Here is a 16,924-nt window from a genome sequence, read left to right as displayed (position 1 = left end):
AAATGCTTGATTGTTAATTTTTAATAAACTTCAATACTTCTCGATAATCACCATTCAGGTATTCAAGGAAGTATGTTCCTGAAGATAGGTGATTGAGCTCTAAAATAGTTGAAGTACTATTAGATTGTGTATTGACACTCTGAATTTTTTGTCCAGAAGTCCCTAAGATGCTTAAAGTTGCTTTGGCTAAGGGATGAAAAACCTTTAATTCATTTTGTGATGGATTAGGACCAATCAATATTTTCCTAACAGGTTCTTCTTCTACACCAAGGGGGTTACTTACTATTCCTTTCAACGTCAGCATTTTAGTACTCATACCAGATGAAGCATGACTAATATCCCCTGTAAAAGTACCGATAAGTTTAGCCGTCAATCTCACATAGATAGTCGTTTGCGATAATTTTCCTGCGGATGGAGTAAGTTTTAAGGTCGAAGCCGCATTTACCCATGTAGTATTATCAATCGAAATCTCGAAATGAGGAGGAGGTACTAACACTACATCACCGAGTAGATTTTCACCCGTTACGCTATAGCTTTGCGTAGCTACTGACGAACCTATCAGATAAGTAAAGTCTTGTAAATTTTGTGGAATCGTTAGTGTAGGAGCAGAGGCCGTTAAAATGGCTTTTATTGGCAAAGTAATTGAATTAATTCCTGTCGTAGCATGAATAATATTGCCGTTATATATACCAGCAGTATTAGCGCTTACTCTTACATATATAGTCGTTTTAGCTACTTTTCCAGCAGACTGGGTTAATTTTAAAACTCCTGTTGAAGTAACCCAATTAGTACCATCTTTTGAAATTTCAAAGTTGTTCGGTGCCGTCAGGCTAATATCATCGCTAAGGTTCTCGCCTGCAACCGAATAGGTTTGAACAGGCGAATTACTACCAACCATATAAGTGAAATCGGTCAGAGATTGAATAATATTGAGTGTAGCAGGTTGTGTTTCCTTGGTGGAGCCTAAAAAACTTAAATCTTTGATTTTGGCATAACGACCAGCACTTGAACTGCCTGTACTAAAATACATACGGATAGTTAAAGAATCGCCAGCAGCTAAGTTAATGCCGTTGGCACCATTTAGGGCTATTTGATATAAAGTAACGGTTGCACTTGGTTCTGATACTGGAATAGCAGGATTCGCAAAGGAAGCATTAGCCGAACTAAGCATAGGTACACCAGCTATTAATCCACCAGAAACATCAGCAGAGTCTGATTTAAAACCTGTTTTTGAATAAACTACTGCAAATTTACCAGTAGCAGCGGCATACAAAGCCATTTTTAAACTGATAGAATCTACCTTTACAGCATAGCCACCAGAGGCTTTAATGGTAAATTGTTCATAAGATGAGCGACTCAAATTATTGCCAAAGCCTCCACCAGCAGTAGTCCAAAGCCCACCCCCATCTGCCGAAGGAGCAAAAGCTTGTCCATGTAATGCTGAATAAGCAGGAATTATAGAGCCATTCGATAAACTAAGCTTCTTTAAAACGGGCTTGCCAATTAGTACTCCTTTAGCTCTTAGTGCCGAGCTATCAGTGTCTGAAACAACCATTGACCAATATGCCAAGCGTTGAGACACAGGCAAGGCATCTGTTTGGGTAGTGCCGTTTACTGTGATTGATTTACTGGTTGCCCCAGTACTGGTATGTATGATATTTCCACTGAAAGTTCCTGCCAGAATGCTGTTCAAGCGTACTTGTATATTAGTAGTAGCAATACTTCCGTTGGTTGGAGCAATACTTACGCTATTTTTAGCATCAACCCATGTTTTCCCTGCATCAATTGAAACCTCAAAATTAGTAGGGATACTGATGTTAAGCTTATCAGCTAAATTTTCGGCAGACAACGTATATACTTGTACTGAGGAGGCTTTCCCTAAACCTTGGATAAAATCTTTAGGTGTTCCTGCTATTGTGATGGTTGGAACACTTGAAATCGTTAGGGTATCAGAAACAAAATCTTTCAAACCTGTTTTGCTTATTTTTAATAAATAATAATAGGTTTTCCCTGCCACAGGAGCGGCGTCAGTCATGCTAAAGTTTATCAGGGTATCGGTAGTAGCCACTGTTTCACTGATTTTGGAAAAGCTAACCTTGTTGTCGGTACTTCTGTATAGTTCATAGCGGAGGTCTTTCATCGCCCAAGCAATGTTCCATGAAAAAGTAGTAGGAGTAGAGAGGTTAGCTCCTTTTACCGTTTTGATATTGACAGCTACGATTTCAGCTTTAGGGGTAATACAAAAATCTGTGGTGGTAGTACATGGATTCCAGTCGCCAAATACTTTGGTGTTGTCGTAATAGGGTAATGCTTCGGCATCTGTCAATTGCTTCGACCATGAAAGTCTTTTGCTAACATCTGCCAATGTACCATCATACCACTTGCTTTTATATTCCGCATAGGTAATCAAAGCAGTATTTGTACCACTATCCCAAGTTGACCACCCTTCTGGTTTTACGATTTTGTTTCCGTAAATACTATTCAAGAAAACCACTTTATTGTATTTTTTCGCTACATCAGCCGTAGAACCATCGTTTTGCCAAGGTCTGCCCAATACATAAGCAGTTACACCAGTATTAGCAGGCAAAATACAATTCCTGAAAACATAACCATAATTTTGAGTATTAGGCGTGTTAGCAGCAGTGATATAGCTACCTGCCAATTTATCCGCACGGTCTTTGGCATATACGATACACGAATCAAAAACAGTAATGGCACTTCCAAAGATAAAATCAACGACACCGTCGATATAACAATTTTTAAAGTATTGTCTTTTTCCATCTCCATTGCTTAATACTGTATCTTGTCCACCTAGAAAAATACAGCTTTTAGCCACATTTCTATCTCCTTCCATCGAAATGGCCAAAGCCTGTGGCGCATCACCTGTTGTGTTTTCTACGGTTAAGTTTTGTAAATAACAGTCACCTGCTTTAATGGTTAAGGTAGCCGAGGTACTTGTGCCGAAAGTTCCACCTGCGGGATTTACTTTTCCAGAATAGTCATTCCAAGAAATAATGGTTTTAGCGGCACTTTCGCCAATGAGATGGATAAAGGTTTTGTTAGCAACGATAGATACCTTTTCAAGATACTTCCCATTTTTGATAAAGATTCTATAAGGCTTTGTGCTATTGACAGGGGCAGCATCAATAGCAGCCTGTATTGTTTTATATGAACCAGTACCATCTTTGGCAACTACAGCATTATAATCCATTAAATCAATGATGACTGAACCTCCAGCAATCTCACCTGTACCTGTATCTTTATTAATACCGTTCAAGAAATTCTCTAAATTGGTATAACCATTTGTGCCTACTGAGTTTCCATCACTAGCATTGTTGGGGTTTAGTCCATTGGCTATTTCCCAAAGGTCGTCCATTCCATCTTTGTCAGCGTCTTTATACGGAGTATTTGAACCATATTTAGGCACGCCTCCCACATCCGCAGGACTATCAATAATACCAGAAGGATGAATCACACCCGTATCTTTGATAGTAGAATAGGCAGCACCTTCATAAGTAGCTGTACCATAAGTTGTTTCTCTTACAATTCGAGCATCAATATTATCTCGTCTAGGAAGTATCGCTCCTGCACTATCTAACACGGTTAAAAAGGCTGCCTCCGCCGTTTGTGTACGTACTGGTGCCGTGGCAAAGGGCTGACTTTGTCGGGCTACTGCTAGTAAGGCATCTACTTTGGCGTAACCATCTTTTTGCACACCTTTTGCCCAGTTATCTGCCGAGACATCTGGATAACCAGCTACTACATTTCCATTAATATAAAATTTACCACCCCAAGTAGTATCTGTTTCATTATCTACTACATAACTTGAATAATAAAGAAGGCGGTTTCTTTTATTGGATGCTGAACTAACAGTAAGACTTCCCGGAGTGGCTGGGCCTGGTTTATAGTAATTATTGACCATGTTGATTCTACTACCTTCGCCCCCGTAAGAAGAATTAATGTTTCCCCAATTGTATAATACGTTGTTTCGATAGTCAACTAATTCTTCCGAAGCTGGATATGGAATATACCCCGGACGAGTACCTCCAAATCGTGGATTTCTGGAAGTGTGGTGCGCAATTAAATTATGGTGAAAAGTAGCGTTAGCACCTCCCCAAATTCCCCCGTACCCATGTTTTCCTTTATCATGTTTTGAATTGAATAAGCTTTCGCTGAGGATACACCATTGTAAAGTAAAATTACGAATGCCATAAAATGAGCCTGTTTCGTCAATCGACCAGCTCATAGAACAATGGTCAACAATGATGTTTTCAAAAAGATGATTCCAACTGTTCATAGCATCATCATCTACAGCATTGTCATCACCAAAACGGCAACGGATATAGCGTATGATGACATCCGAAGCAGAAATATTTACAGTATAGCCCGTAATACAAATACCCTGACCGGGGGCGGTTTGTCCAGCAATGGTAATATTACTTTGCTTGATTTGTAAACGACTTTTCAGTTTTATTTCACCCGAAACTTTGAATACAATCGTTCTGTTGGGCTGACTGATAGCGTCTCTTAAACTTCCAGTACCAGCATCGTTAAGATTGGTTACTTCATAGACAGTACCACCACGACCACCCTTAGCAAAACGTCCGCTACCTTCGGCAGTTGGAAAAGCCAACTGTTGTGCTTGGATTGTTGAAGAAAAAAAGCACAAAGAGAGTATAAGCCAAAGAATATATTTTTGACTTAGTGAAGAGTTAAAATAGCTTTTCATAGAGGATAAAATCTGGAAAATTCTTTCCGTTATAAGGCTTAAATATTTAATGATTTGAGAGTTTTTATATAGAAGCTGTTTAAACTTTCCCTTTCGGGTTAAACTAAGTCTTTTAGAATAGCTTGTTCCAAAATTTACTCAACGTAGCGATGCTATGCTTCACAAATTTTGAAAAAATCAATTCAAAAATACAATACTTTCACCTCGGAAACTGAAAGTTTAAACAGCTTCATAATGTATGAATGAGGTATTGTCTATGCTGAAATAGATAACATTTAGTTTACTTTTGGTTTGATATGACCTTCTTTATCAAACACTACGGGTACGATAGCAGGTAATTTACTCACTGGAGCATCGGCATCATTCCCAAACATTGTACTCCATAATTGTCCTTTCGAGTCTTCAAAAAATGTATTATGCCCAGCATAAGGAACAGACACATAACGAGCAGCATATGGCCCCATGATATTATCAGCCTCTGCCGTCATACAATGGTAGCGTTCATAATATCTTTCGGCGCATGAAAGATAATATTTGCCATTTTTCTTTAGCATATACACTCCTTCAAAACCTACATGGTCAAAGTCTTTGCAAGGTCTGTTAGGGTGGTGATGCTCAACGTCTAGGTCAGGAATGGCACATTTTAAGGCTACTGGTTTTGTTAATAAGCCACTCAGGTCATCTTTCATTTTTGCGATAAATCCACTTCCATACAGAAAATAAACCTGTCCGTCGTCATCTTGGAATAAGGAAGCATCAATGCCAGAAGTAAGTGGTGCATCAGGCACGTTTACACTGATATAAGGGCCTTCTGGTTTGCCAGATGAGCTTTTTAAAAGACCTGTCCCTAAACCAGTGACACAATAAGCGATATAATAATTACCTTTTAAGAAATGAATTTCTGGTGCCCAAAGTGCTCGCCTTTTTTGTCCGTTTTTTTCTGTCCATTGTTTTTGCCAAGTACCATCTTTTTCGATACTCCACACTAAGCCAAGTGCTTCCCATTCTTTCAAATCTTTTGAACGCCATAGCTTAATCCCCTCGTTCGCAATCATGAAGTCTGGACCAATTGTCCCTGTTAAATAATAATATTTATCACCGCCTACGCAGATACTTGCATCCCTCAATGGAACATCAAGGATAGGCTTTACAACGGGCATTGCTGGTTCGCCCGTATGAGGAAAATCCTTCACCGTTTTCTTAATAGGAGTTGGCGTAGTTGGTGTTTGGGCAATGCCGTTCAAAACCACCAAACTTAATAATATTATTACCGAAATCTTTTTCATTCAGCGTTAGTTTTATTGTAAAATAGACAAAGGATAATCATAGCGAAATGCTTCGACTAGTCCATAAAAGGGTCGTCTATCATTTTCAATTTGATAGTTGGCATGATTAATAAAACGAAATGGATATGTCAATCAAAGTTCAATGGATATTGCCATTGCTTTGGAAATTTGAGGTAAACAAAAGCCCAATAATGGGCTTTTGTTATTTAGTTGGTAAGCTAACGCTTGTTTTAGGCGGTAAGCTAACGCTTGTTTTAGGCTTTGTAATCAGCGATAATCTATTTTTTATCCCATTTTTTAACCCAATTAGGGTAATCAACCGCTAAAAGTTTGGCAGGCCAAATGCCGTAATAAGCATAGCCAACTCTTCTTTCATTTTCAATATCTGCTAACGCTGCTCTCGGTACGCTGTCTCGTCCAGTAAAGAAAGGAACATTCGTTTCATAATTATAAAACCTTGCCCAGAGCGTAGAATTAGGGTCTGCTTTAACAAGGCGATCTTTCCCTTTAGGAAGCGAAGGGTCTTTTACCTCTTCTATTTTGATACCTACCAATTTTACAGCATCTAGCCAGCTTACTGCTGCATTAATCGCTCGTTTTACTTCGGGAGAGGGATTATCAATGCCCATTAAAAAGTGAATGATTCCTACTGTTTCATTACCACTCAATGAAGCTAATTCAAACTTTCGGGCTTTCGCAGGAAGCAAAGTCTCTCTATCGTGTTGTGCACACCATACCGTAAGCTTGCCATTTTGTTTGTATTGAGTATTCAAGATACATGCAATACCTTTTTGTACCGCTGCTTGAGCAGGTGCTTTTAAGGATGCATCTACTACCTCAAAATTATTCTTAGCCTCCGCAGTATTTCTTAATACATTCATCACATCAATCATCGCATTATCGTTGTAAGTAATGTGCTTATGATAACCAGAAGTATCAGGAAAGAATTGTCCCCAACCTCCTGCTTTGTTTTGTGCCTCCAATAAATACTTTATACCTCTTTCTGCCGCTTGGATATAAGCTGGATTTTGAGTTTTCTTATAAGCACCCACTAAAGTAGTGATTTCATTGGTAGTAGCTTTGTCGTCAATTGTCGTATCATATACTTTTTTCTCTGATAATAATTTTGCTTTCAGAGTACTCGAAACCGTTAAGTTATAATTGATAGCATCACCACCAGGCTGTGGCCAGCCTCCGTTATCTCTTTGGTACAAAAGCATTCTTTCTGCGACAGAATCTTGAGGGTAAGCAGTTGTTTGAGTTGTTTGAATGGGTTGTACACTTTTGCAAGCAATCATCTCAAAGCTTACTAAACAAGCAACACAAAGTAGGATTTTATAATACATAATTTTAGGGATATAATATAAATTGATTAGTAGTTTCTAAAAGGGATTTCTTTTAAAAACTACTAATCAATCAGGTTATTTTACTCTCCAACGAGGGTCACCAGTATCTTTACGACCAGCGAAAGTAGCATCTTTAAAGTTGAAATTTAAACCAGAATAAGGACTAACCCAAAGTTCTGAAGCCTTTTTAGTATAAGTAAACGATGGTAAACCTGAAATTTCAGTACCTGCTACATAACCAAAGTCACCAGTAGTATAAGTATTTAACACCGTGAAGTTGGTAACATCTAAACCAGCAGATTTTCCACGGACAGTCAAGACCGAAGTACCTGATTGATCCCACGCGTGTCCCCAAATACAGTTGGCTATTTTAATGCCATTCGTCACATTACGTAGACCAACAGCAGTACCACGCCAGTTGAATAATGAACCGCCGTTTGTCGCAATTTCGCTCAAGGTACAGTCTTCAATAACAACAGAATTTGAATTTTGACGAGATGTCAAGAAAATGTTGATTTTGCTAAATGTACTGCTTTGGAAAATAATGTTATCAACCGCCGCATTTCCAGCTCCATCTGTATCAGTTGTCAATACCCCATAAGTACCAATCTGGTGAACGATAGAGTTTTTGATGATGAAATTAGTGATAAAGGCTTTTGCTCTGATACGCAATACACCACGCATATTAGAGATAATACAATTATCAAACGAAAGTTCTTTTACGGTAGTCAAAGTAGCAATATTAGGGTTGAAAATATAACTACCACCAATATCAGCACCGATAAACTCAATATTATTAAAACGAACATAGTCTAATGTTACACCAGTACCAATATTACCACCACCCGAAGTAGTAATGATTGTTTTTTGCTCGCCAAAACCATACGCACTTGTAATAGTAACTGATTTATCGAAATTGTTAGTAGGCATTACATAAGTAGCACCTTTTTTCAACACAATAATGCCCTTTTCTACGACAGTTAATAAAGCTGCATTCAATGCATTAGGGTCATCGCTTTCTGATAAGTCTATTACGTTAGGGCTAGTAGTATCTACCGCACGACTGATAGTTGTGTAGTTGTCCCATCCTTTCACCGTTCCATCAGCACCATAGATGGCTAATTGATAAGTAGTAAGCGGATTCAATTTTTTAATAATCGTACTTCCAGCCTTTTGGTCAGCTGCTGATACATCATATTGCGCCAATGGTGTGGCTAACTTCAAATCTGTTTTAGCAAAAACCTTTACTTTGGTAATGGCTACACCACCTGTCGCCCATCTTACTCTGGCTGCCACATCAAGCACATCAGCAGAGGTAGGTGTTACCATAATACTTGGGAATTTTTCTGTTCTTACACCTCCTAAATCCGAAACTTTACTATCAAATTCGGTTTTAAGGGCATGGGCTTTGGCACGAACCTGATAGGTAGTATTCCAATAAAGTGATTCGCCTTTTAATAACGTTTCGTCAACTACCACATAATTAGTATCAACTTTAAAAGTGTAATCAGTTGTTTTGAAAGTATCTCTACTGATTTCTACGGTATAGCCTGTTGCTGCCTTGATATTACCCATGTTTACGATGATGGTATTATTTTTAGCAGAAAGCTCTTTGTTCAAAACAGGTCTGAAAAGACGAGTTTCGGCGGTAATTTCATCTTCAGTTTTGCAAGCAAAGAAAGCTCCTAAGCTCACTAATACTACTGCTAAACTTTGTTTTATATGTGTTTTATTCATGAGTATTTCTTTGTTTAATTATGAATTAGTGAATTGCGAGTGAGTGAATTGTGAGTGAGTGAAATTTCAATGGATGATTCACTCACTCACAACTACAACATTCACAATTTACCTAGAACTGGTATCCATCATTCAGTAATTTCCCTTGGCTGTTTGTAATAGCTTCTGCTGGAATAGGGAAAATGTATCGTGATACGCCAGGTACTGGTCCGTTATAATACTTATCCCAGTCTTTTGTAATCCAGTCTTGATAAGTAGTAGCTGTTGGTTTTAAACTCGCTAAGAACGAAACCCTCGTCCAAGTAGCATCTGGAACACCCACATATCTACGGCTTGGATTCAATACTTTGAAATTGCCACTTGCATCTCTTTTCCAGTACATATAATCTGGTAATTCTGAGTATTTTCCTGTACCAGTCAATGCGGCGTCGCCCATTTCTTTAATCGCCGTAACGGTTTCTTGTGCCTTTTTAGCATACAAATTCCAACGAATCAATTCATATTTACGAATCATTTCACCACCAAATTCCCAAGCTCTTTCATTCACAATCGCATCGAAGAATGCTTGCTTACTTCCCGAAATGTTCGCTACATAGCTAGTAACTTTTTCTGGCCAATATTTCGAATCAAAAGCTCTTTGGCGTACTCTTTTTAACGCTTCTTGTGCAACAGAAGTCGGTCCATTAATTTCATTTTCAGCCTCAGCCAACATCAACAATACATCTGAATAACGCAACATTGGCCAGTTGATACCCGTACCTTTAGCAGTAGAAGCACCAGGAGCTTTATCTAAAAACCAACGACTCCATTTACCTTGAGCAATGTTCATCGAATTGTTTACAAAAATAGCTTGTCCACTTGTATTGATTTTGTATAAGGCACAAGTTACATCGCGACGAATATCAAGGGTATCAAATGAGAAATAATAATTAGGAGGAATAGCCATATAATTACTTCCTGAACCATAACTGTGAGCCGCAGTTGTTCCACCATCTACTGTGATACCGATGTTCCAGCCTACGTCACCATTACCATTGGCAAAGGGCACTTCAAATAAAATATCACTGTTAGTTGGAGTTACAAATTTCGATTCATTCAAAAATACTTGTCTGAAATCAGTAGGTAAAGGACGGTCTTTCAGCGTGATTAATTTTTCAGAATACTCTTTTGCAATTTTGTAATAGTCTAAATAATCAGGTTTACGTTCCATTGCCAAGGCAGGAGTAAGGTAATATCCTCCTCTTTGTAAGGCTAAACGAGCAATCATTCCTAAGGTATATTCACGGTTAATTTGCTCGATTCCGTAGCTAGTTTGGTCAGCCCAAGACATTTTTCCTTCAATATCAATCAAATCTTTAATAACCTGTCCTAAAATTACGTTTCGGTCTTCTTTCGGTAAAAAGAAGTCATTACCAGCTTTAGGTGCCACACGAACGTTTGGCACATCGCCAAAATAAAATGTTAACATACTATACCAGTAAGCACGGATAGTATAAGCTTCGCCAAGCATGTTATACATTTTTTTAGAAGTAGCAACATCAGTAGAATTTAATGCCGAACTAGCTTCGATGCCTTCGATAGCAACATTACAGTTTCTGATAGCGGTATAGGCCGCATTCCATACAATACGCAAGTCAGCATTGGTGGCAACAGCAGTTAAATCCCAAATTTGGTAACGGTCTGCCGTGCTCGACCAACCACTTTGGTGTTCGATGTCGGTATTCCCCGCCATATTATTCGAAAGTCTTGAACGAAAAGCATCTTGTCCAAAAGACTCATAGATGGCATTTACTCCCTTGCGGGCATCATCTACGTTTGAATAAATATAATTTGTATCGAAAGTTGATAGAGAATCTGGTTCTAAAAAGTCTTTGCAGGATGTCATAAACATTGACAATACCGCGAGAATTACTAATTTCTTTTTCATAATTATTGACATTAACTGTTCGTAAAAACGTTCAGTGATTGATGTTGATTACCTCTATTAGAATAAGTGTTACAATTAATTAAAAAGTAATATTTACTCCGAAAGTATAAGAACGGCTTCTAGGGAAAGATGAATAATCTACGCCCGGTGTTAAGCCCGAATAGGTACTTCTTGTTGTACTTACCTCAGGGTCATAGCCAGAATATTTCGTCCATAGATAAAGGTTGTTACCCGTTGCATAAACTCTTAATTGCGACATACCAAGTTTTGCAATCCATTTTTTAGGTAAAGAATACCCAATGTTCAAGTTGTTCAAACGGATGAAAGAACCATCTTCTACAGCCCAGTCGCTCATTACAGCTTGTGCATCTCCAAAACCTAAAGGAGACCATATCGTTTTGTTAGCGTTTAGTTCTGCTAATTGGGATAAGTTTGTTACGATTTCACCAGGAGTTCCTGTATATTTTCCGTCAACGTCTAGGTAAGTGAAGCGATTATCAATGCTCATGTCGTTCGTTAAGTTACCATAAGTAACACGACGGAATTGATTATACTGAATTTTCCCAGTATTGTATACACTATTACCATACGACCAGTTGAAGAATATAGAAGCATCAAGGCCTTTATAGCGACCATTGAAACCAAAACCACCCTGAGCTTTTGGAAGCGTATTACCGATAACTCTACGGTCTAAGCTATTAATCACGCCATCACCGTTAAGGTCTTTCAGTTTCATAAAACCCGGTCTGATAGCGGTATTACCAGTAGTTGATGTAGAATTGGTAACGCCTTCTTTTAGGGTATATCTTTTTGTTGCTGCATCATATCCCGAAAAGTCATTGGTTGTATAGAAACCATCCGACACATAACCATAAATATCACCTAATGTTCCACCTACTTTTACATAGAAGTCATCTTGTTCTCTTAAGTCAGTACTTGCCCAGTTTGATTGGAAGAAACGTTCAGTAGTACCGTCCAATGCTTCCACTTTTGCTCTGTTGATACCAAAGTTAAAATTGGCAGAGAAAGAAACATCCGCTTTGTCGATGATATATCCAGTAAGTGATAGCTCGATACCTTTGTTGGATGTACTACCCACATTGTTCCATTGTTTGGTAAAGCCAGAACTTGACGGAATCGCTGATTGAAGTAATAAATCTTTCGTAGTGTTTTGGTATAAATCCAAGCTACCTACAATGCGTTGTTTGAAGAAAGCGAAGTCAAGTCCTAAGTTCTTGTTGATAGTAGTTTCCCAAACCAAATTAGGGTTGTACAACGTAGTTCCAGTAGGAGTATAATAAACGTTATCAACATTTCCAAAACCAGGTCCACGGAGTGTAGTAGCCTCAAACAATAATTTTGTAGCAGTAGCATCGATACGGTCGTTACCTGTTGCACCATAACTTGCACGGATTTTCAACTCGTCTAATCCTTTTATTTGTTTGAACAATTTAGTTTCCGACAATTTCCAGCCTAATGCCAATGCAGGGAATAAACCTACACGATTTTCAGCACTGAATTTACTAGAAGCATCTGCTCTAAAAGTAATGGCTGCCAAATAACGGTCTTTGAATTGGTAGTTGATACGACCAAACCCAGAAACACGATTGATATCAGTGTTTTCAGTAGTATACTGACGGTCTGTACGACCGAAAGACATATTCGCAAAAAGTTCTTCTGGTGTAATAGATGCTCTAAAGTCTTCTGTACGAATAAAGCTTTGATTGCCACCTATTGCGTAAACCTCGTGTCCTAATAAAAAGTCAAGTTTATGTGCACCCAAACTTGGCATTTGGTAGCTTAAAGTATTCAACCAACGGAAAGAATCGTTTTCATTCACTGTTTTTTCTCCGATAGGTAAGCTACTACCATTATTGAAAGATTCGCCTGTTAATGGGCCGTAGTAACGTAAAGATTTATCAAATTGTTTTGAGCCCGTAATGGTTGATTTTAAAGTAAGATCTTTGATAATCGCCCAGCTTAGTCCTGCGTTAAAAACATAGTCTTGCGTAGTTTTTTTACGCCAATCTTGTGATACTAATTTTTTAGGATTAACAAGCGCCAACAAGAAAGAAGCAAAGTCGTCGTCAGTTCCTGCTGTACTTAAATCAATATCCAATTGGTCAGCAATACCGTTTGTTGGTCTTGTCTGAACGGCATCTTTGATATTTAATTGAGCCGAACCCGAAGTACCCGCACCATCGATAACAGTATTTGTAACACGTGTAGAAGCATCAAACTTTAATTTCTTAGAAATCGTTTGGTTGATTTTAAAGTTTATAACGTTACGAGTATAGCCCGAACCCGTCAAAAGACCTTGGTCAGTGTTGTTCGTGATACTCAAGCTCATCGTAGTATTTTCGTTACCACCACTGATGCTTAAGTTATGCGACTGTGTAGTACGTGGCGCACCAAAAAGTTCGTCTTGCCAGTTTGTACCTTTTTGATTTTGATACAAATCATAGTCACCATACTTTCCGAAAAACTTCTCCATATTGGCAACATCAGTAGAGGTTTTTAGCTTAGCTCTTTCATAGTTTACCAACACGTATTCATACGGCGAAAGCACTTTGTAGGCTCTGTCAGATGGCAACGTTTTAAACTGCATAAAACCATTGTATGATACCGTAGTACGACCTGGACGAGGCTTTTTAGTAGTAATAACCACTACACCATTTGAAGCCTGAGCACCATAAATAGCTGTGGCGGCAGCATCTTTTAGTACGTTGATACTTTCGATATCAGACGGTGGCACATCTTTGATACTATTCACAATAAAACCATCCACCACATACAAAGGCGAATTATCTTGTGTGATAGACCCCCCTCCACGCACACGAATAACAACATCAGCATCGGGCGAACCATCAGTAGTAACTACACTTACCCCAGCCATACGGCCAGTCATGGCTTGTGCAGCACTAGTGATAGGGATATTCTTTAAATCTCTTGCTGACATACTCGCTACTGAACCCGTATTGTCTGTTTTCTTTACCAAACCATAACCATCACTTACGACGGCTACTTCGGCCAACATACTGTTGTCTGGAGCAAGCGAAACATTTACTTCTGAGCGACCATCCACACTTACTTCCTGCGTTTTCATCCCAATGAATGAAAACACCAAGACTGCACCTTTGGCCACAGAAATACTGTATTTCCCTGAAGCATCCGTGGTTGTACCTGCAGTAGTACCTTTTACTTTTACCGTTACGCCAGGAAGTGTTTCGCCTGTCTCTGAATCCACCACTTTACCTTTAACAGTAGCGTCGGCGGATATAGTCGCCGTGGGCATGGGCAGCTCGACTGTGGAGGGTAGCACTACCTTCTCCTCAGTCATAGGCGTTAATATAATGGCGTTGTGAACAACTTTATAACCAATATTGAGGGGTGGTAAAAAACGGCTCAATATGTTTTTTAGGCTTTCGTTATTAGCCGTCAAAGTAAGATTGGTAGCTTGTGCGATGCTGTTTTTAGAACTAAAAACAAAAGACACGCCAGATTCTTTCTCAAGTTCCTTGAGAACACCTTTTATTGTGCTGTTTTTTATAGAAACAGTCACGGTTTTGGCTAAAACTTCCTGTGCTTTGGCTTCTTTGGCATAAGATGCCACCATGAAAGCTATAGCAATGGCCAACTGAATGACAGTCATCCTCATGATTTTGAAAAATGTTGTCTTAATAAAATGTTTTTCCATAAATTTGCTTTGTACGATTTTGTGTTTGAAATCTACGTTACTCTTTAATCACCTAGGAAATGATTGGGGTAATTCTCGGGCTTGGGTGCTAGTAACACTTCAAGCCCTTTTTTTTACTAATTTGTATTGATTGTTTTTACTTTTCTGAGTACACTATTTGATGAAAAATGTTGTTTAGGATTACAAACAGCCTTCACCGATAATCGTAATTTCATTGCCTTCTATCTGATAAGTAGCATTAATAGAGCTACAAATAATATCCATGATAACAGGCAAGCGTTGGTTGTTGAAATTGGCAAACAGTTCACATTTCCGAATGTCCATGTTTGGTGTACGGATGGTCATGCCATATTCTTGTTCTAATTTTTCTAAAACCTTATCTAATATTACTTCATCAAAACTGATACTGACAGGTTCCCAGAGTTGTCGATGTTTACTTTTTTCGAGTGTCAAATCGTGGGTCTCTAACGTGTTTTCTTCTTTCTGAATCACTACCTGTTGTTGTGGCGTAATGATTACTTGGTTGAAACGCTCGCTATTCTCGGGGTCTTGATATTTTACTTTTACTTTGCCCGTCACCACCGAAACCTCATATTTTGCATCTTTAGAAGAGGCTACCACATTAAAACTTGTTCCTAGTACTACCACATTCAGCCCTTTGTTTTTTACATAGAAAGGTTGTTCTTTATTAGGTTTTACATCGAAAAAAGCCTCACCTTCTAAATAAACTTCTCTGGTCGCTGCATTTTTTACAATCTTATAAAGAATTGTCGTCGCTGGATTCAACCATACCTTACTGCCATCTGGAAGTGGTAATTCATGAATGGCTTTAGTGGTATTGGTAAAAGATTGCCAAAGTACAAGCTCTTGTTGTGGAACATCTTTGAAGCCAACCATTGCCTGCATATCAGATTCTTCTTGAGGTAACCAAAACCATCCCCATACCATTAATAAGCTCGCTGCAATAGCCACAACAGACCAAACAAAAGCTTTGCGTTTGAATAAAGGAACGGACAGTTCTATTACTGCTTGAGATTCGTCTATCTCTTTCTGTAATGTATCCCAAATACTATCTTCCAATTCAGTTTCTTTTACGATGTCTTGCTTATCGTCGAAGGCATTGTACCAATCCAGCAGTTTTTTGATTTCATCAGGAGTATATTTTTGTCGGAGCGAATTGATGATTTCATCATCATCCTTGAATTCACCTTGGTTCATGTTTATTTTTATTTTTTATTAATAAAATACTATTTACTCCTTAACCTAGATGTCGGTCAAGAGAAATAGTTCCACTACTTGAATATGATTTTTTTTTAAAATAATTTTAAAAAAAGAAGAAAAGGAAAGGAAACAGCATATTTGGGCTGATAAATTCAGCCATGCGAGACTTCAATAAGCGTAAAGCTTTGGCAATATGGTTTTCTACGGTATTTTCTGAAATACCCAATTGGATAGCAATTTCTTTCTGAGATACACCTGCTCTACTCAATAAGAATACCTCACGGCATCTTTCAGGTAATACCACAAGGTTTTCTTGATACAAACGCATGGCATCTGCATAAAGAATATTCTCTTCGGTGATGTTAGAACTCTGGTCGATGTGTAATTGATAATCCAGAAAATTTTGTTTGACGGTATGGTGATCAAGGGCATCTAAAATCCTGTACTTTACACTACGCATGAGGTAGTTGGGAAGGGAGTCAATCTGAATTTTCTGACGATTGAGCCAAAGGTTCAAAAACAAATCATGGATAATATCTTCGGTTTGTTGGCTGTCATACAGCCTACGTTTAGCTAACGCATGGAGCTTTTGGAAGTATCTTCTATAAATTTCCTCAAAAGCAGCTTCGTTGTCTTCCAGCAAAAGACCGAGTAATTCTGTATCACTTGAAGCTTTGAGGGGTCTGTACATAAGAAAAGTAATAATTATTATTAAAAAAATTATTTTCAAAAGTATGATTAAGCAATTACAATATCCAATGTTTTAGCTTAAATTTTTACGCAATCGTTCCCGACAACGTTTCCATATCATAATTTCGACCAATTCTTCATTTATATTTATTCATAAAATCGTCCTAAAAGAGATAAACCATTTCTTATTAATAGCACTGAAACAATGGAATGTGCATTATTAATAAATTTTAAAAAAATTGTTAAGCCAAATACAAAATGAATACTGATAAAAATTACAGCGTATGAACA

Annotated in this window: 8 protein-coding genes; all 8 read right to left on the bottom strand. The window is 38.3% G+C overall.

Features of this window, described 5'->3' with window-relative positions; genetic code table 11:
- Window positions 1-13: 13 nt before the first annotated feature.
- The 8 genes from AC07N0_RS02390 to AC07N0_RS02355 all read right to left on the bottom strand — a co-directional run bounded on the left by AC07N0_RS02390 (window position 14) and on the right by AC07N0_RS02355 (window position 16,634).
- The gene (locus tag AC07N0_RS02390; RefSeq protein ID WP_494587964.1) at window positions 14-4,729 is read right to left on the bottom strand and encodes a pectinesterase family protein; all 4,716 of its coding nucleotides are present in this window, start codon (window positions 4,727-4,729) and stop codon (window positions 14-16) included.
- A gap of 275 nt (window positions 4,730-5,004) precedes the next feature.
- Window positions 5,005-6,015, bottom strand: coding sequence for a family 43 glycosylhydrolase (locus AC07N0_RS02385; protein ID WP_494587963.1), 1,011 nt, complete (start codon window positions 6,013-6,015; stop codon window positions 5,005-5,007).
- A 278-nt stretch (window positions 6,016-6,293) separates the two neighbouring features.
- Window positions 6,294-7,361, bottom strand: a complete 1,068-nt coding sequence (gene pelA / locus AC07N0_RS02380) for a pectate lyase (protein WP_494587962.1) — start codon at window positions 7,359-7,361, stop codon at window positions 6,294-6,296.
- Between the two features lie 75 nt (window positions 7,362-7,436).
- A complete protein-coding gene (locus AC07N0_RS02375) occupies window positions 7,437-9,098 on the bottom strand; it encodes a DUF4957 domain-containing protein (protein ID WP_494587961.1) in 1,662 nt (553 codons plus the stop codon).
- Between the two features lie 112 nt (window positions 9,099-9,210).
- On the bottom strand, window positions 9,211-11,025 hold the full coding sequence (locus AC07N0_RS02370; RefSeq protein WP_494587960.1) for a RagB/SusD family nutrient uptake outer membrane protein: 1,815 nt from the start codon (window positions 11,023-11,025) through the stop codon (window positions 9,211-9,213).
- A gap of 79 nt (window positions 11,026-11,104) precedes the next feature.
- Complete coding sequence (locus AC07N0_RS02365) at window positions 11,105-14,722, bottom strand: SusC/RagA family TonB-linked outer membrane protein (RefSeq protein WP_494587959.1); 3,618 nt, start codon at window positions 14,720-14,722, stop codon at window positions 11,105-11,107.
- Window positions 14,723-14,902: 180 nt separating this feature from the next.
- A complete protein-coding gene (locus AC07N0_RS02360) occupies window positions 14,903-15,940 on the bottom strand; it encodes a FecR family protein (protein ID WP_494587958.1) in 1,038 nt (345 codons plus the stop codon).
- Window positions 15,941-16,046: 106 nt separating this feature from the next.
- Window positions 16,047-16,634: an RNA polymerase sigma-70 factor gene (locus AC07N0_RS02355; protein WP_492800632.1), complete on the bottom strand. Its 588-nt coding sequence runs from the start codon at window positions 16,632-16,634 to the stop codon at window positions 16,047-16,049.
- Window positions 16,635-16,924: the final 290 nt, after the last annotated feature.

It is taken from the genome of Arcicella sp. GW821-FHT09D11 (genome assembly GCF_059416265.1).
The sequence above is the reverse complement of the archived record's forward strand: the minus strand, read 5'-3'. Positions and strand labels throughout refer to the sequence as shown.